This window comes from Vicinamibacterales bacterium (assembly GCA_041659285.1).
Lineage (GTDB): Bacteria > Acidobacteriota > Vicinamibacteria > Vicinamibacterales > UBA2999 > 12-FULL-67-14b.
This window is the reverse complement of sequence record JBAZYO010000013.1, coordinates 34,187-57,666: the sequence shown is the minus strand read 5'-3', so window position 1 is coordinate 57,666 and position 23,480 is coordinate 34,187. Positions and strand designations below refer to the sequence as shown.

The 23,480-nt window shown below is 68.8% G+C and carries 22 protein-coding genes; 15 read left to right on the top strand and 7 right to left on the bottom strand.

The window, feature by feature from the left end; translation table 11 throughout:
• The first annotated feature begins 1 nt into the window (after nt 1).
• Genes WC815_18715 through WC815_18655 form a run of 13 tightly spaced genes read left to right on the top strand, consistent with a single transcriptional unit; the run spans nt 2 to nt 13,743 of the window.
• Nucleotides 2-169, top strand: a complete 168-nt coding sequence (locus WC815_18715; protein ID MFA5910818.1) for a hypothetical protein — start codon at nt 2-4, stop codon at nt 167-169.
• The gene (locus tag WC815_18710; GenBank protein ID MFA5910817.1) at nt 166-765 is read left to right on the top strand and encodes a c-type cytochrome; all 600 of its coding nucleotides are present in this window, start codon (nt 166-168) and stop codon (nt 763-765) included. The genes WC815_18715 and WC815_18710 overlap by 4 nt, the downstream gene beginning before the upstream one ends.
• A gap of 2 nt (nt 766-767) precedes the next feature.
• A complete protein-coding gene (ccoG, locus tag WC815_18705) occupies nt 768-2,186 on the top strand; it encodes a cytochrome c oxidase accessory protein CcoG (protein ID MFA5910816.1) in 1,419 nt (472 codons plus the stop codon).
• Nucleotides 2,183-2,719 (top strand): FixH family protein, encoded by a 537-nt coding sequence (locus tag WC815_18700; protein MFA5910815.1) that lies wholly within the window; start codon nt 2,183-2,185, stop codon nt 2,717-2,719. Before ccoG ends, WC815_18700 begins: the two co-directional genes overlap by 4 nt.
• Nucleotides 2,716-5,244, top strand: coding sequence for a heavy metal translocating P-type ATPase metal-binding domain-containing protein (locus WC815_18695; GenBank protein ID MFA5910814.1), 2,529 nt, complete (start codon nt 2,716-2,718; stop codon nt 5,242-5,244). The genes WC815_18700 and WC815_18695 overlap by 4 nt, the downstream gene beginning before the upstream one ends.
• Nucleotide 5,245: 1 nt before the next feature.
• Nucleotides 5,246-5,443, top strand: a complete 198-nt coding sequence (gene ccoS / locus WC815_18690) for a cbb3-type cytochrome oxidase assembly protein CcoS (GenBank protein MFA5910813.1) — start codon at nt 5,246-5,248, stop codon at nt 5,441-5,443.
• A complete protein-coding gene (locus WC815_18685) occupies nt 5,440-6,063 on the top strand; it encodes a cytochrome c3 family protein (protein MFA5910812.1) in 624 nt (207 codons plus the stop codon). Before ccoS ends, WC815_18685 begins: the two co-directional genes overlap by 4 nt.
• A gap of 5 nt (nt 6,064-6,068) precedes the next feature.
• Nucleotides 6,069-9,221, top strand: coding sequence for a 4Fe-4S dicluster domain-containing protein (locus WC815_18680; protein MFA5910811.1), 3,153 nt, complete (start codon nt 6,069-6,071; stop codon nt 9,219-9,221).
• The gene (nrfD, locus tag WC815_18675) at nt 9,208-10,704 is read left to right on the top strand and encodes an NrfD/PsrC family molybdoenzyme membrane anchor subunit (protein MFA5910810.1); all 1,497 of its coding nucleotides are present in this window, start codon (nt 9,208-9,210) and stop codon (nt 10,702-10,704) included. Before WC815_18680 ends, nrfD begins: the two co-directional genes overlap by 14 nt.
• Complete coding sequence (locus WC815_18670; protein ID MFA5910809.1) at nt 10,701-11,249, top strand: DUF3341 domain-containing protein; 549 nt, start codon at nt 10,701-10,703, stop codon at nt 11,247-11,249. The genes nrfD and WC815_18670 overlap by 4 nt, the downstream gene beginning before the upstream one ends.
• Nucleotides 11,242-11,877, top strand: a complete 636-nt coding sequence (locus WC815_18665) for a cytochrome c (GenBank protein MFA5910808.1) — start codon at nt 11,242-11,244, stop codon at nt 11,875-11,877. Before WC815_18670 ends, WC815_18665 begins: the two co-directional genes overlap by 8 nt.
• Nucleotides 11,874-13,088, top strand: a complete 1,215-nt coding sequence (locus WC815_18660; GenBank protein MFA5910807.1) for a hypothetical protein — start codon at nt 11,874-11,876, stop codon at nt 13,086-13,088. Before WC815_18665 ends, WC815_18660 begins: the two co-directional genes overlap by 4 nt.
• The gene (locus WC815_18655; GenBank protein ID MFA5910806.1) at nt 13,078-13,743 is read left to right on the top strand and encodes a sulfite exporter TauE/SafE family protein; all 666 of its coding nucleotides are present in this window, start codon (nt 13,078-13,080) and stop codon (nt 13,741-13,743) included. Before WC815_18660 ends, WC815_18655 begins: the two co-directional genes overlap by 11 nt.
• A gap of 105 nt (nt 13,744-13,848) precedes the next feature.
• Here the strand turns inward: WC815_18655 and WC815_18650 are convergent, their stop codons facing one another.
• From WC815_18650 to WC815_18635, 4 genes are all read right to left on the bottom strand, one after another.
• A complete protein-coding gene (locus WC815_18650; GenBank protein ID MFA5910805.1) occupies nt 13,849-14,586 on the bottom strand; it encodes a sulfite exporter TauE/SafE family protein in 738 nt (245 codons plus the stop codon).
• Nucleotides 14,587-14,716: 130 nt separating this feature from the next.
• Nucleotides 14,717-15,898, bottom strand: coding sequence for a serine hydrolase domain-containing protein (locus WC815_18645; GenBank protein ID MFA5910804.1), 1,182 nt, complete (start codon nt 15,896-15,898; stop codon nt 14,717-14,719).
• Nucleotides 15,895-16,524 (bottom strand): DUF998 domain-containing protein, encoded by a 630-nt coding sequence (locus WC815_18640; GenBank protein MFA5910803.1) that lies wholly within the window; start codon nt 16,522-16,524, stop codon nt 15,895-15,897. The genes WC815_18645 and WC815_18640 overlap by 4 nt, the downstream gene beginning before the upstream one ends.
• Before the next feature lie 147 nt (nt 16,525-16,671).
• Nucleotides 16,672-17,550, bottom strand: coding sequence for a VWA domain-containing protein (locus WC815_18635; GenBank protein ID MFA5910802.1), 879 nt, complete (start codon nt 17,548-17,550; stop codon nt 16,672-16,674).
• 132 nt (nt 17,551-17,682) lie between these two features.
• Here WC815_18635 and WC815_18630 point away from each other — a divergent pair, with 132 nt between their 5' ends.
• A complete protein-coding gene (locus WC815_18630) occupies nt 17,683-18,234 on the top strand; it encodes an ester cyclase (GenBank protein MFA5910801.1) in 552 nt (183 codons plus the stop codon).
• On the opposite strand, the gene WC815_18625 is transcribed toward WC815_18630, so the two are convergent.
• A complete protein-coding gene (locus WC815_18625; GenBank protein ID MFA5910800.1) occupies nt 18,231-19,565 on the bottom strand; it encodes a TldD/PmbA family protein in 1,335 nt (444 codons plus the stop codon). The genes WC815_18630 and WC815_18625 overlap by 4 nt on opposite strands.
• Nucleotides 19,562-21,133, bottom strand: a complete 1,572-nt coding sequence (locus tag WC815_18620; protein MFA5910799.1) for a TldD/PmbA family protein — start codon at nt 21,131-21,133, stop codon at nt 19,562-19,564. Before WC815_18620 ends, WC815_18625 begins: the two co-directional genes overlap by 4 nt.
• Nucleotides 21,134-21,329: 196 nt before the next feature.
• Between WC815_18620 and WC815_18615 the strand changes: the two genes are divergently transcribed.
• The gene (locus WC815_18615) at nt 21,330-22,868 is read left to right on the top strand and encodes an AAA family ATPase (GenBank protein ID MFA5910798.1); all 1,539 of its coding nucleotides are present in this window, start codon (nt 21,330-21,332) and stop codon (nt 22,866-22,868) included.
• 2 nt (nt 22,869-22,870) lie between these two features.
• Here WC815_18615 and WC815_18610 read toward each other — a convergent pair whose 3' ends face one another.
• Nucleotides 22,871-23,407: an outer membrane beta-barrel protein gene (locus WC815_18610; GenBank protein ID MFA5910797.1), complete on the bottom strand. Its 537-nt coding sequence runs from the start codon at nt 23,405-23,407 to the stop codon at nt 22,871-22,873.
• Nucleotides 23,408-23,480: the final 73 nt, after the last annotated feature.

The following is a 23,480-nucleotide window of genomic DNA, read 5'->3' as shown; positions in this document are numbered from 1 at the left end:
CATGCTGCAGGAACTGGCGTCCGGCTCCGGCGCCACCGGTTGGGCGATCGGGTCGCTGCTGTTCTTCATCGCGGCCTACATCCTCATCGTGGTACGGCTCTACCAGGCACGCCCCGAGGATCTCGCCGCGCACGCGCGCATGGCGCTGGATGACGACGAGAAGGCGTGAGGACGATCATGGCCGACTACGAAGACAAAGTCCTTCACGAACTCGACGGCATCAAGGAATACGACAACCCCATGCCGGGCTGGCTGCTGGCCATCTGGTGGGGATCGCTGCTGTTCGCCGCCGGCTACTTGATCTTCTACGCCCTCAGCTTCGGCGAGGGGTCGTTGGAGGCGGAGTACCGGGCGCAGACTCAGGAAGCACTGACGTCGGTCCAGGTCTACTTCGATGCGAATCCGCTGGTCCCGCCGTCGCCGGCCCAGTTGCTGGCCGGCGCGAAAGACCCGGCCGTGCTCGATCTCGCCGCCGCGCGCTTCTCGCGGACGTGCGCCTCGTGCCACGGCGACCTGGCCCAGGGGCTGATCGGCCCCAACCTCACCGACGACCGCTGGCTGCATGGCGGGTCGGTCGAGCAGATCTTCCAGACCGTGGCCAAGGGCTGGCCTTCGAAAGGCATGCCGCCGTGGGGCCGCACGTTGAAGCCAGAGGAACTGGCGGCCCTGGTCTCCTACGTGCGGAGCCTCCAGGGCTCGATGCCGGCCAATCCCCGGCCCGCGGAGGGCGACCCCGTGACGCCCGAGAAGATTCCGGAGCGCTGATCATGAGCTCGGTTTTCGAGGTCGCGCCACAGGAAGAACTCCTCTACAGCATTGCCGCCGATGGCAAGCGCCGCTTCATGCACCCGGTGGTGCGGAAGGGACGCTACTGGGGGATCCGCCGGACCATCGCCTACGCCCTCGTCGTGTTGTTCTTCGCGTTGCCGCTGATTCCGGTCGGCGGGGCGCCGGCGATGCTGTTCGATCTGGCGACCTGGCGCGTCCACCTGTTCGGCGCCACCTTCCATCCGACCGACAACCTGCTGCTGGTGGCATTCGGCTTCGGCGTGATCGTCACCGTGTTCTTCGTCGGCTCGACGTTCGGCCGCGTCTGGTGCGGGTTCGCGTGCCCGCAGACCATCTATCTCGAATTCCTGTTCCGCCCGATCGAAGCCTGGGTGGAGGGCGGCCCGACCAACCAGCGGCACCTGAACAAGCAGCCGTTGTCGGCGCGAAAAGCCGCGATTAAGGCGACGAAATGGGCGCTGTGGATCGTGCTCGCGGTGAGCATGGCGGCAACGTTCGTCGCCTATCTCACCGGATGGTCGGCGCTCGTGCACGGCCTGACCACGAATCCGCAGGCGTGGACCGGAGCGCTGTTCACGATCACCGCGCTGACCGGGCTCATCGTCTTCGACTTCGGCTGGTTTCGCGACCAGATGTGCACCATCGCGTGTCCGTACGGCCGCCTCCAGAGCGTCATCGCCGATAAGGACACGATTCTGGTGGCCTACGACACCGCCCGGGGCGAGCCGAGGATGCAGCCGAAACACCAGCTGGCCGGCGTGGCCGCGGGCGACTGCATCGACTGCGGCGCCTGCGTGAGCGTGTGCCCAACCGGCGTCGACATCCGGCGCGGCCTGCAGGTCGAATGCATCGGCACGGCGCAATGCGTCGACGCCTGCGATGAGGTGATGCGCAAGCTGGGCCGTCCCACCGGCCTGATCAAGTTCACCTCCGAGCGCCAGCAACAGGGCGGCGCCCGGCGCATCTGGCGCCCGCGCAACCTCGCCTACCTCGGGCTGATGGCGGTGGCCTGGGGCACGCTGGGCGCGCTGGTCTTCACGCGCGCGGATGCGCTGGTCGAGGTCGTGCGCGGCGGCCGCGAGCCGTACCGGATGCTGACGACCGGAGAGGTCGCCAACCAGCAGCGCATCCGCTTCACCAACCAACTGGACGAGGCGCAGCGCTTCGAGGTCACCATCGCCAACCCAGCTGGGGCGGCACTGGTGCTGAGCGAGTCGCCGATCGTGGTGGGGCCGGAAGCGGTGGTCATGGTGAACGCCGTGACCACGGTGCCGCGGGCGTTGTTCCGCGATGGGCAGGCGACCGTGCGTTACCTGATCACGTCCGATCACGGCTTCCGGCAGGAACTGGACTTCCTGCTGCTCGGACCGTTCGGCACCGCGGGGACGACGCCATGAAGTTCTTCCGGCTGGTTTCCGAATACCGCTGGCCGATCTACATCGGCGGCCACCTGGCGATGTCGGTGATCGCGTGCGGCGTGCTGGTGTGGGTCGCCACCGGCGCCGACGCCCCGCGCCCGATTCCCGGCTACTACCAGGCGGCGCAAGGGTGGGACGCGGACGAGGCGGTCGCCGACGCCAGCCGCCGGCTCGGGTGGACGGTCCGCTACAACCTGCCGGGCGACATCCCGCACTACCGCGGCATGCCGCGGCCGGTGGACGTCACCGTGGCCGATCGCGACGGCCGCCCCGTCTCCGGGCTCGCCGGCCACTTGTTCGCCGTCCGTCCCGCCGACACGCGGCTCAATCAACGCGGCCAGTTGGTCGAGCTGCCGACGCACGCCGGCAGCTATCGCACGCTGGTGCGGCTCGACGAGCCCGGCGCGTGGGAGCTGCGGATCGACACCACGCAACAGGCCATGCGGTTCGTCCATGCCGCCCGGGTGAGCGTGGGCGCGGATGCCGACCCCGGCCGTGAGGCGCCCCAATGATTCGCGCCTTCCCTTCGCGTCCGGCCAGCCTGGCGTCACCGCCGTGCGCGCACTGCGGCCTGGCCGTCCCGCTCAGCCTCGTGCGCGAGGCCGATGCCGACCAGTTCTGCTGCCACGGCTGCCGCCAGGTGCACGCGCTGGTCCGCGAATGGGGATTCGACCATTACTACCGGCTCGTCGATCGGCAACCAGGGACGCCCGGGCCCGCGCGAGTCAGCGGCCGCAGCTTCGAGGACTTCGATGATGCGCGGCTGCAATCCGAGGCCACCGATGACCTCGGCCCCGAGCGCCGGCGCACCCGGCTCTACCTCGAGGGCGTGCACTGCGCCGCCTGCGTCTGGCTGGTCGAGAAGCTCCCGGCGGTGCTCGCGGGTGTCGACGAAGTCCGCCTGAATTACGGCAGCGCGGTCGCCGAGGTCACCTGGCGGCCCGGGCACACGCGGCTGTCGACCATCGCCCGCGCCCTCGATCGCCTGGGCTACACCCCGCACGTGCATCGCGCCTCGCGCGTCCAGGAGGCGCGCCGCGTCGAAGACCGCGCCATGCTCGCGCGCTTTGGCGTCGCCGCGGCCTGCGCCATGAACCTGATGTTCGTGTCGGGCGCGTTATACGCCGGCGAGCACTCCGGCATGGCTTCTCCCTACGAGGCCTTCTTCCGCTGGCTGTCGTTGCTCATCGCCGTGCCCGTGCTCGGCTTTTCGGCCGCGCCCTTCTTCCAGACGGCGCTCGCCGGGCTGCGCGCCGGCATCGTCCACATCGACCTGCCGATCGCCGCCGCCATTGCCATTGCCGCCGCGGCCAGCGCCTGGAACACGGTGGCGGGCAGCGGGCCGATCTGGTTTGACTCGCTGGCGATGCTGGTCGCGGCGCTGCTCGGCGCGCGCCAGCTGCAGCGCAGCGCGCAGCGCCTCGCGCTCGAGCGCGCCGACAGCCTGCGCGGCGTGGCCTTCCTCGAATTCGCGCGGCGGCTCGAGGGCGGCGATCCGCACGCGCCGGTGGTCGAGGTGCCGCTGACGGCGCTGGTGCCCGGCGATCGCGTTGAGGTCCGCTCCGGCGAGTTCGTCCCGGTCGACGGCGTGATCCTGTCGGGACACTCGTCGCTCGACAACGCGGTCCTCACCGGTGAAGCCGCGCCGCTCTCCGTCGGTGAGGGTGATGCGGTGAACGCCGGGGCCACGAACCTTGGCGCGCGGCTGATCGTCCGGGTCGATGCGGTCGGCGTGGGGACGCGCGTCGGCGCGCTCCTGGCCCTCGTGCAGGAGGCGGCGTCGCGCCGCCCGGCGCTGTTGCAGACCACCGACCTCATGGCCCGCCGGTTCGTCAACATCCTGCTCGCCGTGGCCGCCGCCACGCTGGCCGTTGCCTGGTGGCAGCACGGTCCAGACGTCGCGTTGACGCGGGTCGTGGCGCTGCTGGTGGTGTCGTGTCCGTGCGCGCTGGGCCTGGCCGTGCCGCTGGCCCTGTCGGTCGCGCTGATGCGCGCGGCGCGCGCCGGGATCTTCATCAAGAACCCGGACGCCCTCGAGCGGCTGCGCACCGTTGACACGGTGCTGCTCGACAAGACCGGGACGCTCACCGAGGGCCGCGCCACCATCTCGCGCTGGCACGGAGACAGCTTCGTCCTGGAACTGGCGCGCGCCCTCGAGGCCGAGTCATCGCACGCGGTGGCCCGGGCCTTCACGGCGACCCCCGGCCGGTCGTTGCACGCCGTGCGGTCCGTGGCCGACGTCGTCGAGGTGCCGGGACGCGGCATTGCCGGACGGCTCGACGGGCACGAGGTCCGCGTCGGCAACCGCGCCTTCATCGAAGCGGGCCATGCGTCCGTGGACGAAGAGCGGACCGGGATTGCGGCCTCGATGGTGGCCGACGGGCTCAGTCCCGTGTTCGTGTCGGTCGACGGGCGCGTCTCCGGCCTCGCCGGTATCGGCGATGCGCTGCGCCGCGACTCGATCGAGACCGTCGCCGCGCTTCGCCGCCGCGGCCTGCGCGTGCGCATCCTGTCCGGCGATCATCCCGACATCGTCGCCCGGGTGGCGGCACAGCTCGGGCTCTCGCTGGATGATGCCCAGGGCGGGCTGACGCCGGAAGCCAAGCGGGATGTTGTCGCCGGGCTGGTGTCCGGCGCCGATCGCACCGGGGCCGTGGTGATGGTTGGCGACGGCGTCAACGACGCCGCGGCGCTGGCGCTCGCCGATGTCGGCATCGCCGTCGACGGCGGCATGGGCGCGACCATCGTCGCCGCCGACATCGTCCTGACGCGTGAAGGTGTGGCGCCACTGCTCGATGTCCTGGACGGCGCGCGGCGCCTGCGCCGCGTGATTCGCCGCAACATCGCGTTTTCGCTGTTCTACAACGCCGGTGCCTCGTCCCTGGCGCTGGCCGGCATGGTCGGTCCGCTCCTCGCCGCGGTCCTGATGCCGGTGTCCTCACTGACCGTGGTCATGTCGTCGGCGCTGACGCGCACGTTCGCGGCGTCACGCCCGCGCCCGGCCCGTCGCGCGCGGCCGGCACGAGGGGAGGCCTGACGTGGAGACCATCTTCGTGCTGCTCCCGCTGGCGCTGCTGATCGCGGTCATTGCCGTCGGCTTCTTCATCTGGGCGGCCAGGACCGGGCAATTCGATGACCTCGAGACACCCGCCGTCCGCATGCTGTTCGACGACGAGGAGCCGGGCGGGCCGCGGCCGCCGGCGACCGCAGCCCCGACAAGGAGTGCTCACGAATGAACGCCAGCAGGAAGTTTGTCGGCGCCCTCGGCCTGCTCGTGGCCCTGGCCGTGATCGGCTCCCTGGCCTATGCGCTCAGCAACTCGCGCAAGGGCTACGAGCCGCGGCAGCCAATTCCGTTCTTGCACACGCGCATGGCCGGGGCGCCGGTGTGGCAGGTGGACGACAAGGGCGTGCGGGTGAATGTCGGGGGCTTCGGCATTCCCTGCCTCTACTGCCACACGATGTCCTACAAGGGCCGCCACGCGACACTGCCGTCGACGGCGGTGTGCATGAACTGCCATTCGAGCGTCGGCCTGAATAGGGAATGGGTGCTGAAGATGCGGGAGTACTGGGACCGCGGTGAGCCCATCCCGTGGGTGAAGGTCCATGACCTGCCCGATTTCGTCTACTTCGATCACTCCGCGCACCTGAACGCCCGGGACGCGAACGGTAACTTGAAGCTGCCGCTGACCGATGCGCAGGGGCAGCCGATGGTGGCGTGCCAGACCTGTCACGGCGCGGTCGATCAGATGGCGATCGTGTCGGTACAGACGCCCTTCAACATGCAGTGGTGTCTCGATTGCCACCGCAAGCCGGAGATGAAGGCGCCGACCGCCTGCGTCACTTGTCATCGGTAACTCACATGAGCATGAACCCGAACGAGACCGACATCCCACCTGAGGCGACGGCGCTGGACCGCCGCGAGTTCCTCCGCGTGAGCACCGCCATGGCTGCTGCCGGCGCGCTTGCGAGTGCCGGTTGCCAGGTGCCGCAGGAGCTGACGGTGCCGTTCCATGACATGCCCGAGGCGCTCGTCGACGGCATGGGGCAGGCGCGCTTCTTCCAGACCGTGCTCCACGGCTCGCCGGTCCTGGTCCGCACGCGCGAGGGGCGGCCGATCCTCGTGACGCCGAGCGCGAGCGATGTGAGCGGCCGGGGGCTGAGCGCCCGGCATCACGCCGCGTTGATGGACCTCTACGACCCCGATCGCGCCCGCGGTCCCGTGTCGTTGCGGCGCGGCACCGGTGTGACCGTGGCCGCCAACTGGAACACCATCGGCGCCGACGTGGTGGCCCGGTTGAAAGCCGCTGGGCCCAGGGCGGTGCTGCTCACCGGCCCCGTCGACAGCCCAGCGCTCGCGTCGGTGATCGCCGCCCTCTCGGCGCGCAGCGGCCTCCGGCACGTGACCTGGTCGCCGCTGGCGTGCGACGCCGCGAGCCGGGCGTGGCAGCAGGCCTTCGGCGATGCCCGGATCGCGAAGCCGCGCATCGGCAAGGCCGACCTGCTGCTCGGGCTGGGCGCGGAGTTCCTCGACCACCCGGACGAAGGCTTCGAACGGGAGTTCGCGGCGCGCCGATCGCCCGATCAACCGGACGGCGGCCGTATGAGCCGGTTCGTCCAGATCGAGGGCCGGTTGACGCTCACCGGCGCGAACGCCGATCGACGGCTCCGCGTGCGTGACTCGGACCTCGCCGCGCTCGGCGCCGCGCTCGCCCACGAGCTCATCGTGGCGCGGAAGATCGGGCCGCTCGCCGGCGACGCGGTGGTCGCGCAGGCGCTGGCGCCGTTTACCGTCGAGGCGGTCGCCTCCCGCGCCGGCGTGGACGCGGCAGCGTTGACGTCGCTGGCCGCGGAACTCGCCGCGGCGGGGGGGCGGACGCTGGTGGTCGCCGGCGGTGCCGCGAGCGCATCGGCCACGGGCCCCGCGATCGAGTTCGCCGCCGTGCTGCTCAACATCACGCTCGGCGCTTTCGATGCCGGGCTCTTCGACGAGACCGCCGCGGTCGAACCGCTGACGGGCGCAACCGCCGCGCTCGCCTCGCTGGCCGCGGAGATGACCGGGGGGGGTGTCGAGCTGCTGATCGTAGCCGGCGCCAACCCGGCCTACGACGCGCCCGCCTCTTTCGCCCTGGCCGCCGCGCTCGCCAAGGTGCCGTTCATCGTCTCGTTGAGCGATCGACTCGACGAGACGGCGATGCTCGCCGACCTGCTGGCGCCGGTCAGCCACCCGTTCGAATGTTGGAGCGACGCCGCGCTGCCCAGGGGTGTGTTCGCCGTGCAGCAGCCCGTGATTCAACCGCTGTTCGACACGCGCGGGTGGCTCGACGTGATGGTCGATTGGGCGGCGGCGCTCGGCGACGGTACCGCCCTGGCGGTGGTCACCGCCGCCACCGCGGCGGCGGCGCCGGTGCCTGCGCCGGCCACGGCCCAACCCGCCCCCCCGACGAGCCTCGGGTGGCGCTATCTCCGCACGTTGTGGGCGGCACGGCTGGCTCTCGACCCCGCCTCGACTGCGTTCGAGACCGCCTGGCAGGACGTGCTGCGCTCGGGCGCCTGGCAGGGGCCAACGCCTCCGCCGCCGGCCCGCGTGCTGGCGCCGGCGGCCCTCTCGCTGCTGGCCCCGGTGGCCACCGCGCCCGGGCCCTCTCGTGGCCTCGAGTTGCAGCTCTACCCGCACCTCGCGCTCGCCGACGGCCGCGCCGGCAACAACGGCTGGCTCCACGAGCTGCCCGACCCGATCACGCGGATCACGTGGGGCGGCGCGCTCTCGATGGCGCCGCGGCGCTTCGACGAGATGCAGCTCACCAACGGCGACCTCGTCGAGATCGACGCCGGCCACGGCAAGCTCGTGGCGCCGGCCTACCGCCACGCCGGCATGCACGCCGACCAGGTGGCGCTGCCGCTGGGTCTCGGCCGGACGGCGTGTGGTGCGATTGGCGCCGGCATCGGGCCCAACGCATTCACGCTTCGCCTGGTGACCGGCGGCAACATCGTGTCGTCGGGCCTGCCCGTGACCATCCGCAAGGTCGATGGCCGCGAACCCCTCGCGCTCGCGCAGGGGGCCGACGTCATCGACCGCGCCCGCCGGCCGGTGGTGCCGACCACCACGCTGTCGGCGTACGAACAGAACCCGGCATCGGGCACCGAGCAGCAGGAAGCCGGACCGTCGGCGTGGCCGGCCCACGAATACCCGAACGCCCGCTGGGCGATGACGATCGACCTCAGCAAGTGCAACGGCTGCGGCAAGTGCGTCGTCGGCTGCCAGTCGGAGAACAACATCCCGATTGTCGGCCGCCTCGGCATGCTCACCGGCCGTGAGATGTCCTGGATCCGCATCGATCGCTATTACGACGCGCCGCGGAAAGACGGCGGCTGGGACGCTGATGTCTGGGACGGCCCGCTCGAGGTGGTCGAGGAGCCGCACACGCTGTTCGAGCCGATGCTGTGCCAGCACTGCGAGAACGCGCCGTGCGAAACGGTCTGTCCGTTCGTGGCGACCCTGCACAGCGACGAGGGCTTGAACCAGCAGATCTACAACCGCTGCGTCGGCACGCGCTATTGCGGCAACAACTGCCCGTTCAAGGTGCGGCGCTTCAACTACTTCGAGTACAGCAAGCCGCAGGAGAGCGCGTTCTTCCGCTGGCTGGTACCCCGCATCGCCCGCAACGCCGAGCTCAATACCCGCGAGCCGATGCAGATGAAGAACAACCCGGAGGTCACGGTGCGCAGCCGCGGCGTCATGGAGAAATGCTCCTTCTGCGTTCAGCGCATCAACGCGGCGCGGGCGGAAGCGACCCGTGAGGGCCGGTCGAAGGACCGCCTGCCCGACGGCGCCGTGGTGCCGGCGTGCATGGAGGCGTGCCCCACCGGCGCCATCACGTTCGGCAACGTCAACGATCCGGCCTCGCGCGTCGCGGCCCAGGCGTCTCACCCGCGGGCGATGAAGCTGCTCGAAGCGATCGGCATCAAGCCGTCGATCTCCTACCTGACCAAGGTGCGTAATGACAAAGCCTGAGATGAGTCCGTACTCGACCGTGATGGACGACAGCCAGCTGACCGGCCGGCCGATCGTCCTGCCCGGCGCGGGACCGTACGGCGGCGACCTCGAGATTCCCGAGCCGCTCGTCACCGGTGCGAAGCGATGGGCCGACGTCGACCGCGACATCTGCATGCACGCCGAACAGTTCCCGACCAGGCGGTGGTGGCTGGCGTTCGGCGTCGCGCTGGCGTTCCTCAGCCTGCTGGTCTACGCGTTGATCACGCTGTTTTACGTCGGCATCGGCATCGCCGGCGTGAACCAGCCGGTCGGCTGGGGTTCGTTCATCATCAACTTCGTCTTCTGGATCGGCATCGGCCATGCCGGCACGCTGATCTCGGCGGTGCTGTATCTATTCCGGCAGCAGTGGCGCACCGGCATCAATCGCGCGGCTGAGGCGATGACCCTGTTTGCCGTCGCCTGCGCGGGGATCTTCCCGGTCATTCACCTGGGGCGGGCGTGGTTTGCCTACTGGTTGGTGCCGTACCCCAACGCCCGCGGGCCGCTGTGGGTCAACTTCAACTCGCCGCTGGCCTGGGACATCTTCGCCATCTCGACGTACGGGCTGGTCTCCCTGGCGTTCTGGTACATGGGACTGCTGCCCGACCTCGCCACCGTGCGCGACCGCGCCACCCACCCGTGGCGCAAGAAGCTCTATCACGCCCTGTGTTTCGGCTGGAACGGATCCCATCGCGCCTGGCGGCATTACGAGTCGGCCTACATGGTGCTGGCCGGCCTGGCGACGCCGCTGGTGTTCTCGGTCCACACCATCGTGTCGTTCGACTTCGCCACCTCCGTCATGCCCGGCTGGCACACCACGATCTTCCCGCCTTACTTCGTCATCGGCGCCATCTTCTCCGGCTTCGCGATGGTGATCACGCTGATGACCTTCATGCGCGGCTACTTCGGCCTCAAGAACTACGTGACCATCAACCACATGGAGGACATGGCGAAGATCCTGATGCTGACCGGCATGCTGGTCGGCTTCGCCTATTCCACCGAGTTCTTCATGGCGTGGTACTCGGGGAGCGAGTGGGAAGGGTTCGTCTTCACGAACCGCGCGTTCGGTCCGTACTGGTGGGCCTACACCATCATGTTCACCTGCAACGCCGTCATCCCGCAGCTGTTCTGGTTCAAGGCGCTGCGGCGCAACACCTGGGTCCTGTTCGTGGTGTCGATTCTCGTCAACGTCGGCATGTGGTTCGAGCGCTACGTGATCGTCGTCACCTCGCTGCATCGCGATTACCTGCCCTCATCCTGGGGGATGTACGCGTTGACGTTCTGGGACTACGCCATCCTGTTCGGGTCGTTTGGCCTGTTCTTCACGTTGTTCCTCCTGTTCGTGCGGTTCCTGCCGGTCGTCGCGATCTCCGAAGTGAAGGGCGTGATGGATCCGACGGTCGCGCGCGCGCCAGGAGACCGGCCGATTATCGTGCCGGCGTTGCGGGAGGCCCGATCATGACGCCGACATCAACGGCCGGCATCCTGGGCGACTTCTACGTGCCCGCCGACGCCGTCGCCGCGGCGGCGAAGGTGCGCGCCGCGGGCTGGACCCATTTCGATTTCCTCACCCCGTTTCCCATTCATGGGATGGACGAAGCGATGGGCGAGAAGCGGTCGTGGATTCCGTGGGCCTCGGCGGCACTCGCGGTCGGCGGCATCCTGTTCGCGCAGGGCCTGCAGAACTACGTGATGGTGTGGGACTGGCCGCTGAACTTCGGCGGCAAGCCGTTCGCGTCGTGGCCGGCCTTCATCCCGATTACCTTCGAGGCCATGGTGTTCTGGGCCGCGCTTGGCACGGCGTTCATCGCGATCGTGGCCGGAAAGAAAGACACCGTCACGCAGCCGCCGGCGATGCTGGCGACCGGCGCAACCGTCGATCGCTTCGTCCTCTGGATCGCCGCCACCGACCCGAAGTGGGACGCCGCCGAGGCCGAGCGCTTCGTCGCCTCGCTTGGCGCCGATCACGTCAGGCTGGTCGGCGCCGAAGGAGGCCCCCATGCGTAATCGCCGCGGCGCCCTGGCCGTTGCCGCCCTCGCCCTGTTCGTCACGGGCTGCGACGTCGGCCTGCCGGCGGGACGCTCTCCGCATCACGAGGGCAACCGTCTCGACATGGTCGATCAACCCAAGCCGAAGCCGCAGCGCGGCCAGTGGTCCGGCGGCCGGGCCACCGGCCTGCTGGCACCGCCCGCCGGCAGTGTCGCCGTCGGCGAGACGCCGTATCTCTACGCGCAGAACGAAGCCGATAAGGCCGGCGCCGAGCTCGTCAATCCGCTCACCGCCACGCCGGCGGTGATCGCGCACGGCAAGTTCGTCTACGACGGCGTCTGCATTACGTGTCACGGCCCCCGTGGCGCCGGCGACGGCCACCTCACTGCGCTGTTCCCAAAACCGCCCAGCCTGATGACGCAGAAGGTGCGGGACTGGCCCGATGGGCAGTTGTTCCACCGGCCGATGCGGGGCCAGAACTCCATGCCCAGCCATGCCCGGCAGGTCGATGCCACCGACGTGTGGTCGGTGATTCACTACATCCGGCAAATGCAGTCGGTTGAGGCCGTGGCGCCCGCCTCCGCAGCCCCTGCACCTGGGGCTGCTTCGGCGGGGCAAGCCCCGGTTCCCGGAGGGAAGCCATGAGCCACTCACACCCTGACGTGCGGCCGCCGGCTCCGGGCCGGCTGGCCCTGCCCGCCTCCGTGCGTGGCCTGTCACTCGCCGCCGTGGTCGTCGGCGCCGCGGCGCTTGGGTGGGCGGTCACCAACGGTGAGGCGCAGCTGGCCTGGAGCGCGTACTTGATTGGCGCGTTTTTTACGCTCGGCCTCGGCGTCTTCGGGGCGCTGTGGCTGGCCATCCTCTACCTTGCCGGCGCGACCTGGTCGGTGACGATGCGCCGCATCCCGGAGGCGATGACGGCGTGGCTGCTGCCGGGTGGCGTCCTGGCGATGGTCGTGGGGCTCGGGGCGCACTCCCTCTACGAGTGGTCGCACGTCGACGTGGTCGCCGGCGACGAGCTGCTGTCGCACAAGGCGCCGTTCCTCAACCTGACGATGTTCACGGTGCTGGTCGGCATCAGCCTGTTGCTGTGGGTCGTCTTCGCCGCGCTGTTCGTGCGCGCGTCACGCCGCCAGGATCGCGACGGCGGCATCGCGCCCACGCACACCAGCCGCGTCGTCTCAGCGCTGTTCCTGGTCGTGTTCGCGATCACCATCAGCATCGTCAGCTTCTACCTGCTGCTGTCACTCGACGCGCACTGGTTCTCGACGATGTTCGCCGTGCTGGTGTTCACCGACGTGGTCCAGACGGGCACTGCGTTTGTGGCGGTGGTGGCAGGCCTGATGGTGGCCACCGGCGCGCTGAAGGGCTTCATCAACCAGAGCCACCTGCACAGCCTGGCGAAGATGGTGTTCGCAGCCACCGGCTTCTGGGCCTACATCTACTTCTGCCAGTTCATGTTGATCTGGTACGCCAACATCCCCGAAGAAACCGCCTACTTCCTGCGGCGGTCGGCCAACGGCTGGCTGCCGTACTTCCTGATCCTGCCGGCGTTGAAGTTCGTGGTGCCGTTCCTGCTGCTCCTGCCCCGCGAGGCCAAGCGCAACCCGATCCGGCTGGTGCCGGTGTCGATGCTGATCATCTTCGCGCAATTCTGGGAGCTGTACTTGATGGTGGGGCCGGCGATGGGGCACGGCGCCGAGGCGGCGCATGGCCGCCTGCCATTCATCGAGTTGGGCGCGACGATCGGGTTCCTCGGCCTGTTCACGCTGGTGTTCGGCCGGTCGCTCGCGCGCCACGACGCGGTGCCCCTCAAGGACCCGGCGCTGGCCGAGTGCCTGGCGTATGACTCATAGCGCGCCTCTCGACCTCGACCTGATCGGCTTCCTGCTGCTGGGCCTGCTGGGCAGCGTCGCCCACTGCGTCGGAATGTGCTCGCCGTTCGCGATGGTGGTGTCGCGGCAGTACGCGGTTCCGGCCGGACGCCACGCCGCGGCGGCGGCACAGCTGTGGTATACGGCCGGGCGGATTGTCACCTACGCGTTGCTTGGCGCGGCGGCCGGCGGCGTGGGACAGGCCCTCGATTTGGCCGGGTCGTTGGTCGGCGTGCAACGGGCCGCGGCGGCCCTGGCGGGCGGGGCCCTGGTCGCGTGGGCGCTGGCGACCCTGCTCGATCGTGGCCGGGCGCAGACCGGTGGGGCGCTGTTCGCGCGCGTCGCGCGCCGCATCAAGGGGCGCATTCCACCCCATCCCTTGCTGATCGGTCTGTTCCTCGGCCTGCTGCCCTGCGGCCTGTTGTATTCGGCCGTCATCGCCGCCGTGCCGCGTGGTGGTGCGCTCGAGGGGGCCATGGCGCTCGCGGTCTTCGGCGCCGGCACGGCGCCGGCGCTGCTCGGCGTCTCCCTCGCCGATCGGCTGTTCGGCGCGCGCCGGCCATTCCTCAACCGCCTGTCGCAGGCCTTCGTGCTCGTGATGGGCCTGTGGTACCTGTGGCGGGGCCTGGCGGCTTAGTCAGGGGAACGGGCCGGCGCAGTGATGTAAGGGCGGCATGGCGCCCACGCCTTATCGAGCCTTGCCACAAGCCTCTGCTCGAATAGCGTGCCGGCGTGGGAAACCCTAGGCCGCCAGCATGCTCTTGAGCGCCGCCGCCAGCATCACCACCCCGGCCAGAATCAACAGCCACAGCACCCCTCGTCGAAAGGCTGCCGGGCTCATGCCGATGTAGATTTTCGAGCCCCACACCGACGGGATCACCAGCGAGCCGGCGACGACGCCCATTTGCGGCAGCAAGCCGGCGTGCGCGCGGCCGGAATACACCAGCGACGCGAAGGTGGCCGCCAGCACGACCAGGTTGAAGTTCTGCAAGACGGCGCGGTGCGCGTCCTTGGTGTAGCCGCGCAGCGTGCACCACAAGGCAGGGGCCAGGCCGCTGAAGCCGCTCAACGGCGCCATCACGCCGCCGAGAAGGCCCACGAAGGCGTCGGCGAACCGGCCGCCCCTCTTGAAGTGGGGCAGGTTGTCGGTGGCCAGCATCGCCGAGCAGCACACCACCAGCATCGAGCCCAGCACCAGCTTGAAGCGATTGGCGTCCAGCAACGGCAACAACCGGGTGCCGATGGGGATGCCGATCGCACTCCCCAGCACGAAGGGCCACAACAACTCCAGGTGCCACCCGCGACGGACCCGGATTACGGAAATGATCTGACCGGTGAGCCCGCCAAAGACCGCCATCACGGCGGCCAACGCGGGATCGACACCCCACACCCAGATCGACATGGCCGCCATCGCGAAGGCGAAACCCGAAATACCCTGAACCAGCCCCGCTATCGCGGCGCCGAACGCCAAAACCCACATCTCTGTCATCGTGTGACCAGTCGTAATCGGAATCAGAACAATCTGAAAGTCTTATGAACGAGGCCCCAATGCGGCCCCTGGGAGATGGTGAGTTTATTCCGGTTTGTCGCGGCGGAGAAGTCCCGCGATGTCACTGGAGCGCCGGCGGGAGGGCATTTCTCAACGCCAGATCCCGCGGATCCCCCGTCACGCCCCCCATGCGACTGGTGACATAGGCGTAGGCCATGCCGGTTTGAGGGTCGGCAAAGGCCAGCGAACCACCGGCGCCCGGCGCGCCGAACGCGCCGGCGTGCCCGAACCGCCAGTTCGGGCAGGTCTTCATGAAGCCCAGGGAATATTCGATATCGCCCCTGACGCCTTCGTCGAAGAACCCATGCGCCGACGGGATGGCGGGCGCGGTCAACGCCTGCAGCGTTTCCTGGCGCAGGCCGAGCGCCAGGCCTGCGGTCGCGAACTCGCTGTAGGCCCGCGCCATGGCGCGAGCCGTGCCGACGCCGCCGCCGGAGGGCACTTCGAGGTTGCGCGCGTAGACGCGCTGCTCGTCGAACGGCAGGCGATCTCCAGGGTTGACGACCAGCGCCCGGTAGATGACGGACCGTGGATTCAGCGCGGCCCGCAGCAACGGGAACGGGAGCCTCAGCATCGCCCTGAACGGATTGACCGGCTCGATCACAGCCAGCCTGGAGGTCGCAATCGACTCGGGCAGGCGAATGTAGAAGTCCAGACCGAGCGGCGTGGCAATCTCATCCTGGAAGAACTGCCCAAGGCTGCGGTGCCGCGGATCGACACGGCGAAGCAGCTCGCCTTCGTAGAATCCAAGGCTGATGGCGTGGTACGCCTGCCGGCTACCCGGCTCCCACTCCGGCTTCTGTCGAGCGAGCACAATCGCGAGGCGGTCCAGGTCCGCCACCACGCTCTTGTCCACCGGCTCGCCGAACGCGAACAGGCCGGCCTGGTGAGCCAGCAGTTGCCTCACCGTGATCTTGTCCTTGCCCTGCTGGGCGAACTCCGGCCAATACACGCACACGCGCTCGTCGTAATCGAGCCAGCCGCGCGAGTGCGCCAGCGCCAGGGTCATCGCCGCGAAGCCCTTGGTCGCCGAGTGCACCAGGACCATCGTGTCCTCTTCCCACGCCTCGCCGGTGGCCGCGTTCCGAATGCCGCCCCACAAGTCCACCACCTTCTCGCCGTGGTGGTAGATGCAGCAGGCCCCGCCCAGCTCATTCCGGCGGGAGAAGTTCCCGGCAAAGGCGTCGCGCACCGCCTCGAACCCGCGGTGCACGGAACCGTGGATGGTGACCGGGCTCGTCATGATCCGCTCCGCTCGGCCGCAGCGGCCGGGTTGCGCCAGATGGTGACAGCCAGCGCCACGACCCACAGCAGGAACGCGCCGATGTTGATGCGCTCCCACACCCCGATCCACGGCGTCGGCAGGTTGGCCGCGATTCGCGGGGCCTCCAATGTCGTCAACACGCCAAACACGACGAAAATCACAAGGGTTGCGATGGAGTAGAGACGGAAGCGCTTTCCGAAGGCCGCGGCCCCGAAGCCAATCTCGAGGAACATGCAGAGCAGCGCCACCATCGTAAAGGCGATGTGCAAGGCATCGGTCAGCGAGAACTCGGTGCCACGCAGCTGCATCGGCGGCCAGAACAGGCCGATGAGCCCGCCGGCGATCAGCAAGCCTCCCGCGACGCGTAGCGGGCGGTTGCGGGGAGCCGAGGCGCGGACGCCCCACCCGAACGCGACCATGAGCAGGGTGTAGACGATGCCGAGCGGAACCCAGAGCGGTCTGGTCGGCGCGCCAATCGCCGATAGCTCGCTGACCGCTTGAGCGGCGGAGCTGTAGCCGTCCCACTGCATTGGAATGAAGACGTTCATCGCGGCGTAGAGCAGGGACGCCGCGATGCCGCAGGCCAGCAGGACTCTTCGTCCCATTCTTCACCCCCGGAAAAGTTGCTTCCTTCATGATGACACGAGCCGGGAGCGCCGCGCCGCGTCAGACGGGATCATCCTGATTCGCGGGCAGCGGCACCTGTTCGCCGTCAGGGAACAACGCTGACGGTGCGAGGGTTTCAGGCCTGGTTAGAACGGACGGCGCGGCGACATCTGCAGTTGCACGTCCTCGCGCTTGACCACGACGTTCACGATGGGCTGCAGCAGCTTGGCGTCGCCGGTGAAATCCACCTCGTATTTGCCTGCCATCTTCTGGTGATCCGCGGCGAGGCGCTCCGCGATGGCCGTCATGAGCTCCGGCATCACGTTGTCGGTATTGATGGAGCTGGCCAGCCCGCCCACGTTGTCGATGAGGTTCAACGTGAGGTCGGTGACGGGGCCGATCTGCTTGCCCCTCACGATCACCGCGTGCGCGCTGCCGCCTCGCGCCACGAAATCGTTCATGAACCTGTTGTAGTCGTCCAGGCGGAACTCTCGCTGCGTCTCACCCCGGTCGGTCGTCACAATCACGACCACGGGCCACTGGCCAGGTGCGGTCTTGAGAAAGCGGCGGTCTGATTCGATCAGCGTGTCGAGAAAGGCGTTGGCGCCGCCGTCGCTTGCCAGCCGGCCGATCTCCAGCTTGAGCTTGGCGCGGTCGGTGGCCGGCTGCGTGCGGACCCGGATCTGGCCGCCGGTGGTGACGAACGTAATCTCGTGCCGGGCCGGCAGCGTGTCGGCGAACGCGTGCAGCCCGGCGCGGAAGCTGTTCACCATCGGTCCCATCGACGTGCTGGAGTCAACCAGCAGCACGACTCGCAGCGGCGCCGTGCCGAGCGCCACGCGTGTGATTTCGCGTGGCGAGCCGTTCTCCGTCACCTCGAGGTCCGCGCGGGTCAGGGTGAGCACTGGCGCCCCGGCCGCGTCCACCGCACTCACGAATACCCGCTTGGCCGTTCGCTGTGCCGACAGCGTCAGCGGAATCAGCACGAGGGCCGCAGCCAGAACACCGAACCATCGTCGCGTCATGGCGGGAATACTAGCAGGGTATGTGAACGCAAGAAACGGGATGCGGCGCGGTTGCGCAAGCGGCTACTTTGGCGTCACGACAGCAACGGCAGGGGCCGGGATGCTGCCACGCCAAACAAGGAGAATTCCGTGATGACTCGTCGCACCTTTGCCAGCCAACTTCTCACCGCCGGCGCCGCGGTTGGCGCCGTGAACACCATCCCGCTTGATGCCCAGGGTCCCTCCGCTTCAGGCTCACTGGGCGAGCGGAACAAGGCGATTGTCGGCCGCTGGTTCACGGAGTTCTGGGGCAATCCCTGGAACCCCGCGATCGTTGATGAACTCGCCGCTCCCGACATGCTCCTGCAGTACTCGCTGCACGCGCCCCGCCGCGGACGGCAGGACGTGAAGGAATTCATGGTCGGCTTCCGCCAGGCGTTTCCGGATCTGGGCTTCGCCGGCGCCGCCAGCCTGATCGCGGAAGGCGACTACGTCGTCGGCCGCTGGATCGGCGGAGGGACGCACACCGGACCGGCGTTCAGCGACTTCCTGGCCGGCTCGCTGCCGGCGGCCTCCGGCCGCAAGATGCGATTCACCGGCACCACCGTGCTGAAGGTGGTGAACGGCAAGATCGCCGAGGAAGTCGGCCTCGACGATGGGGTCACGGCGTTGACGCAGCTCGGTCTGTTGCGGGCGGTTGTCTAGATCGCGTCGGAGATCGAGGTGAACGCGAAGCCGGACAACTTCAGGGCCGGCACCATGAGCGGCGATCGGCGTTCGGGCGCGCCGATCGCCTCCACGTTCCACGGCGCCAGCATCGCCAGCACGCTCTGGTTGAAGCGCAGGTTGCGCACCGGATACTGAATCCGGCCCTTCTCGACCCACCACAGGCCGTCGCGGGTGAGCCCGGTCAGCATGATGGTGCGCGGATCGATCTGGCGCACGTACCAGAACCGCGAGATCACCAGGCCACGCGCCATGCCCTTGATCATGTCGTCGAGTGAGGCCGGCGGCTGCGTGCTCTCCATGATGTAGTTGACGGGCCCGGGCGTGGCGTCGCGCTTCTTCTCCTGCGCCCAGAAGCGTGAGTACTCGAGGTTGTCGAGCACGCCGCCTTTGATCAGCGACAGCCGCGCCGCGGGAATGCCCTCGGCGGTGCTCGGCGCCGCCGGGAGCTCCGCGTGCATCGGGTCGCTATAGAGGTTCAACCGCTCGTTGAAGATGGCCTCGCCGACCCGCGTCTTGCCGTCTTTCCCGGAGAACGCGCTGCGGCCCTCGTCGGCGGTCCGCGCATCGAGGCTGTTGGTCAGGAAGCCGATCAGATCCGCCACCGCTTGCGGCTCGAGGATGACCGGGTAGACGCCGGGCTCGATCGGTTTCGGCGTGCGCGAGCGAACCGCCTTGCCGACGGCCTGCTCGGCGATGTGCCTGGCGTCGAGCCTGGCGAGGTCGAAGTGGTCCCCGGCGTAATATCCGGATCCGGTGCCGTCGGCGCTGCGAGCGGTGATGCTGAGCCCGGCGTCGGTGGAGCGGAAATACCGCCGGTTGCCGTTGGCGGTGGCGACGGCCGTGGCCGACGCGTTCGTGCTGTGAAAGCCGGCGCCGGTCACCTTCTCCGCGCGGCAGGCCGCCAGCACCGCCTCGAGCGCCGTGGCGCGCGCGGCGAGATCGGGATCGGCGGTGGCGGCCGCGAACCCGCGGTCCTCCGCGTAGGTGAGCGGTCCGAGCGTCGGGACATACTCGCGGTGCACCGGTGACACGCGGGCGATCTGCACCGCTTCATGCGCCAGCTGCTTCAGCGCATCCGGGTCGGAATCGTTGCCGGTCGCGGCGCCCCGCCTGCGGCCGACCCACACCGTGGCGGTGATGCCGAGGTCCTCGGCGCGGCCGCTGGTGGTAACGCGGTTGTCGGCAAACCGCGCGTGCGATTCGACCGAGCTTTGCACCGAGACCGCGGCGTCTTCGGCGCCAGCCGCCCTGGCGTGCGCGAGCACGGTGTCGCAGATCGCGAGAGATTCATCGCGGGTGAGCATCATGCCGCCCCCGTGTTCAACACCGTCACGTTGCGGAACCGCGCCGGTGGACAACCGTGACTGACCGCGTTGGTCTGGCCGGGCTCGCCCTTGCCGTCGGCCGACGTGCCCCACAACTGATAGGTCGCGGGACCGCCGAGGCCGTCGCACGACGCCCAGAAATCAGGCGTCCGCGACTGGTAGGCGGCGTCCCGGACCATCGCGCCGAGCTTGCCGTTGGTGATCTCGCGAATCACGGCGCCGCCGAACTGGAAGTTGTAGCGCTGCTGATCGATCGACGAGACGCCACGGCCCACCACGAATAGCCCGCGCTTGATGTCGCCGAACAGGTCGTCGAGCGTGACTTCCGTCGCGGCCGGCTCGAGCGACACGTTGGGCATGCGCGGAAACGGCACGCTCGACCAGTCATCCGAATGCAGGCAGCCGTGCGATCGTTGCTGTCCCACCAGCGGCGCCAGCTCGCGCGTCGTCTGCCAGTCCACGAACCTGCCGTCGCGCACCAGGTGCCATCGCTCCGACTTCACGCCTTCGTCGTCATAGCCAGTGGTCGCCAGTCCGCCGGGTTGCGTGCGGTCGCCAACCAGGTTGACGATCCTGGATCCGAAGCGGAGCGTGCCGGCATCGGTGGGCTTGAGGAAGCTGGTGCCCGCCATGTTGGCTTCCCACCCGAGCGAGCGATCGAGTTCGGTGGAGTGGCCGACCGACTCGTGGATGGCCAGGAACAGCTGCGACGGATCGACGACGATGTCGTAGCGGCCCGGCACCGCTGGTTTTGCGGTGAGCTTTTCGACCACCTCGTGCCCGGCCTTCTCGGCATCCTGCATCCACGGGTAGTCCTCGACGTACTCGTAGCCCATCAACTTCGCCCGATCGACCACCGCGCGGGTCTGGGAATCTCCGGCGGCGCGATCGACGGCGGTGGTGGTGAACTGCGGGTAGGTGCGCACCAGCCGCTGCGTGATGCGCGAGCCCTCGCTCGAGGCGAAATACTTCTGCTCGTCCACGAACAGCAGCTGCGAGCTGACGAAGGTCACGCCGGGGACCGCCATCGCCGTCTCGTTCAGCTTCATCAGAAACGCGGTCTTGGTCTCGAGCGGCACTTCGAACGGGTCGCGCTTGATCGGGTTGGCCCACGTCGTGACCACCTTGTCGGCAGTCGCGAGCACGACCTTTCGCGAGGTCAGCAGCGCATTCGCGCGGGCGATGGCGACCGCCTGTTCCGCGGCGGCGCGGGCCGCCCCCGGGTCCACCCGGTTGGTCGCGGCGAAACCCCACGTGCCGTTGACCAGCACCCGCAAGCCGAGGCCATAGCTGGTCGACCGCGACACGTTCTGGACCTGCCGCTCGCGCGTCGCGATCGATTCCCGCCGGTAGCGGTTGATGCGGATGTCGGCGTACGAGGCGCCGAGCGCCGCCGCCCGGGCGAGCGCGGCCTCCGCGGCCTCGGCGCGCCGGGCATCGCCGGTGGCGCCGGGCTGGAACGCGTCGGCCCACTCGGGCACGCAGGTGGCGGCGAGCAGCGCGCTCCCCGTCGCGAGGAAGTGACGTCGGGATACCGGCGGGATGGCCATTGGGCGCAATTATATTTGGTGAATTGGTGATTTGACGACGTGGTGATTGGAATCTGCTGATCGGGCGATCAGCCGCGTGCGCATGCCACGCGCATCGAGATCCTCGGCACGCGGGAGGCGTAGGATGAGATGTGGGGTCCCCACGCAGGTGTGACACTTATTCGTCCCAATCGTTTCCGGTCACCGGAGCGCGCAAATGATCACGGAAGACCAATCGAGAGTCGTGGCGTTTCTCAGCGCGCCCTCCACCCACGCCGGCGCGGTCGTCGAGCGCATCGACACCCATGCGTCATTCGTGTTCCTGGTGGGTGACCGGGCCTGGAAGCTCAAGCGCGCCGTGCGCTACGACTACCTCGATTACTCGACCGCCGATCGGCGCCGCGCCATGTGCCAGGCGGAGGTGCGAGTCAATCGGCGGACGGCGCCCCACCTCTACCGTGGTGTGGTCGCGGTCACGCAGCAGGCGGACGGAACCCTGGTGATTGGCGGCTCCGGCGCGCCGGTGGATTGGCTCGTGGAGATGGCCCGATTCGATCAGGCCGGACTCTTCGACCGGCTGGCTGCGGCCGGGGTCCTCGATCTTCACCTGATGCAACCGCTGGCCGACGCGGTCGCGCGATTCCATGCCGGCGCCGAATATCGAATGGACCAAGGTGGCCCGGCCGCAATGGCCCGTGTCATCGACGGCAACGCCGCCGGATTCGCCGCGGAAGGGGCCGGGTTATTCGATCCGGTCAGGTGCGCGCGGCTGATCAACCGCACGCGATATGCCCTCGACCTTGCCTACGTCCGGATCGACTCGCGGCGCGAGGACGGGTGGGTGCGCCAATGCCACGGCGACCTGCATCTGCGCAACATCGTGCTGATCGATGGCCAGCCCATGCTGTTCGACGCCATCGAGTTCAACGAAGAGCTTGCGTGCATCGACGTTCTGTACGACCTGGCCTTTCTGCTGATGGACATGTGGCGGCGGGGGCTCCCACATCACGCCAACGTGGTCTGGAACGGCTACCTCGCCGACACCATGGACTTTGACGGCCTGGCGTTGATGCCTCTGTTCCTGTCGTGCCGCGCGGCGGTGAGGGCGAAGACCAGCGCGACCGCGGCCAACCTCCAGGCCGCGGGGGATCGGCGTTCGGAGTTGCGGGCGCTCGCGTGCGACTACCTCGCCATGGCGGAAGCCCTGCTCGAGCCGCCGCCCCCGTGCCTGGTCGCCGTCGGCGGACCGTCCGGATCCGGCAAGTCCACGCTGGCCACGGCGCTGGCGCCCTCGCTGGGCGCGGTGCCCGGGGCGGTCGTGATCAGGAGTGACGAGATCCGCAAGAAGCTGCGCCATGTGAAGCCGTTCGACCCATTGGGGCCGGAAGGCTATACCACCGAAGTATCCCAACAGGTCTATGCCGCCACCCTGGAGCGCGCTGACAGCGTCATCCGCAGTGGCCATGCCGCCATCATCGACGCGGTGTTTGCGCGGACGGAGGATCGCAACGCGGCTCGCTACGTGGCGGCGGCGGCGGGGGTGCCGTTCGTGGGGCTGTGGCTCGACGCCCCGGAGCCCGTGCTGATCGCGCGGGTGGAAGGCCGCGGTCCCGACGTCTCGGATGCCGATGCCGACGTGATTCGGCGGCAGCTCGCACAGCAAACCGATGTCGCCCAGTGGACCCGCGTCGATGCGTCGGGCGCCCGCCAACGGGTGCTCGACGAGGTCCACAAGATCGTGCGGGATGGCCAATGAGCCTATCGTCCCAATCGGATGCCAAGCACACCGGCGACCCGCAGGTGTGGCTCCCAGCCCAGGCGGGCATCAACGCCGAGTTCCACCCGATCGCTCAGCGGCGCCCGGATCCCGCCGCCGACGGTGAACGCCCCTTCGGTTGACGAGAACGAACGGCCGGAGAACGACTGGCTGGTCCGGAACACCCCGCCGCCGATCACGACAAACGGCGTGACGCGCGGCGTCCCATCCGGTGCTGGAGCGCGGAGATCGACAATCAGGTTGCCGGTGAGCACTTGATGGCTGTGATTCTCACCTTCGATGAACGTGATCTCGGGACCCACGCTGATGCGCGGGGTCAGGTGCCAGCGAAAAGCCCCACCCGCCGCCAACTCACTCACGATGCCGTCGTCGGCGAAGCCGATCCAGCCGGCCGACAGGTCGAGGGCGGGCGCCGGCCGCTCCTGGGCTTCGGCGCCGGCGGTCAGCACGCCGGCCAACACCGCACCAATGGCCATTCCGCGCATCCACGTGCGTCCGCCGCATCTTGCACTGGTCATGTGACCTCCTCGATCCGTAATGTGCAGGGACCGGGAAAACCGGCTCACGGGCTCAGGTGCGTGGGTCTGGTGC

Coding starts and splice junctions, on each gene's coding strand:
- WC815_18670 (MFA5910809.1), top strand. CDS start 10,701: ATGACGCCGACATCAACGGCCGGCATCCTGGGCGACTTCTACGTGCCC.
- WC815_18610 (MFA5910797.1), bottom strand. CDS start 23,407: ATGACCAGTGCAAGATGCGGCGGACGCACGTGGATGCGCGGAATGGCC.
- WC815_18680 (MFA5910811.1), top strand. CDS start 6,069: ATGAGCATGAACCCGAACGAGACCGACATCCCACCTGAGGCGACGGCG.
- WC815_18635 (MFA5910802.1), bottom strand. CDS start 17,550: ATGACGCGACGATGGTTCGGTGTTCTGGCTGCGGCCCTCGTGCTGATT.
- WC815_18685 (MFA5910812.1), top strand. CDS start 5,440: ATGAACGCCAGCAGGAAGTTTGTCGGCGCCCTCGGCCTGCTCGTGGCC.
- WC815_18665 (MFA5910808.1), top strand. CDS start 11,242: ATGCGTAATCGCCGCGGCGCCCTGGCCGTTGCCGCCCTCGCCCTGTTC.
- WC815_18615 (MFA5910798.1), top strand. CDS start 21,330: ATGATCACGGAAGACCAATCGAGAGTCGTGGCGTTTCTCAGCGCGCCC.
- nrfD (MFA5910810.1), top strand. CDS start 9,208: ATGACAAAGCCTGAGATGAGTCCGTACTCGACCGTGATGGACGACAGC.
- WC815_18625 (MFA5910800.1), bottom strand. CDS start 19,565: ATGATGCTCACCCGCGATGAATCTCTCGCGATCTGCGACACCGTGCTC.
- WC815_18630 (MFA5910801.1), top strand. CDS start 17,683: ATGACTCGTCGCACCTTTGCCAGCCAACTTCTCACCGCCGGCGCCGCG.
- WC815_18660 (MFA5910807.1), top strand. CDS start 11,874: ATGAGCCACTCACACCCTGACGTGCGGCCGCCGGCTCCGGGCCGGCTG.
- WC815_18645 (MFA5910804.1), bottom strand. CDS start 15,898: ATGACGAGCCCGGTCACCATCCACGGTTCCGTGCACCGCGGGTTCGAG.
- ccoG (MFA5910816.1), top strand. CDS start 768: ATGAGCTCGGTTTTCGAGGTCGCGCCACAGGAAGAACTCCTCTACAGC.
- WC815_18715 (MFA5910818.1), top strand. CDS start 2: ATGCTGCAGGAACTGGCGTCCGGCTCCGGCGCCACCGGTTGGGCGATC.
- WC815_18620 (MFA5910799.1), bottom strand. CDS start 21,133: ATGGCCATCCCGCCGGTATCCCGACGTCACTTCCTCGCGACGGGGAGC.
- WC815_18655 (MFA5910806.1), top strand. CDS start 13,078: ATGACTCATAGCGCGCCTCTCGACCTCGACCTGATCGGCTTCCTGCTG.
- WC815_18640 (MFA5910803.1), bottom strand. CDS start 16,524: ATGGGACGAAGAGTCCTGCTGGCCTGCGGCATCGCGGCGTCCCTGCTC.
- WC815_18700 (MFA5910815.1), top strand. CDS start 2,183: ATGAAGTTCTTCCGGCTGGTTTCCGAATACCGCTGGCCGATCTACATC.
- WC815_18650 (MFA5910805.1), bottom strand. CDS start 14,586: ATGTGGGTTTTGGCGTTCGGCGCCGCGATAGCGGGGCTGGTTCAGGGT.
- WC815_18695 (MFA5910814.1), top strand. CDS start 2,716: ATGATTCGCGCCTTCCCTTCGCGTCCGGCCAGCCTGGCGTCACCGCCG.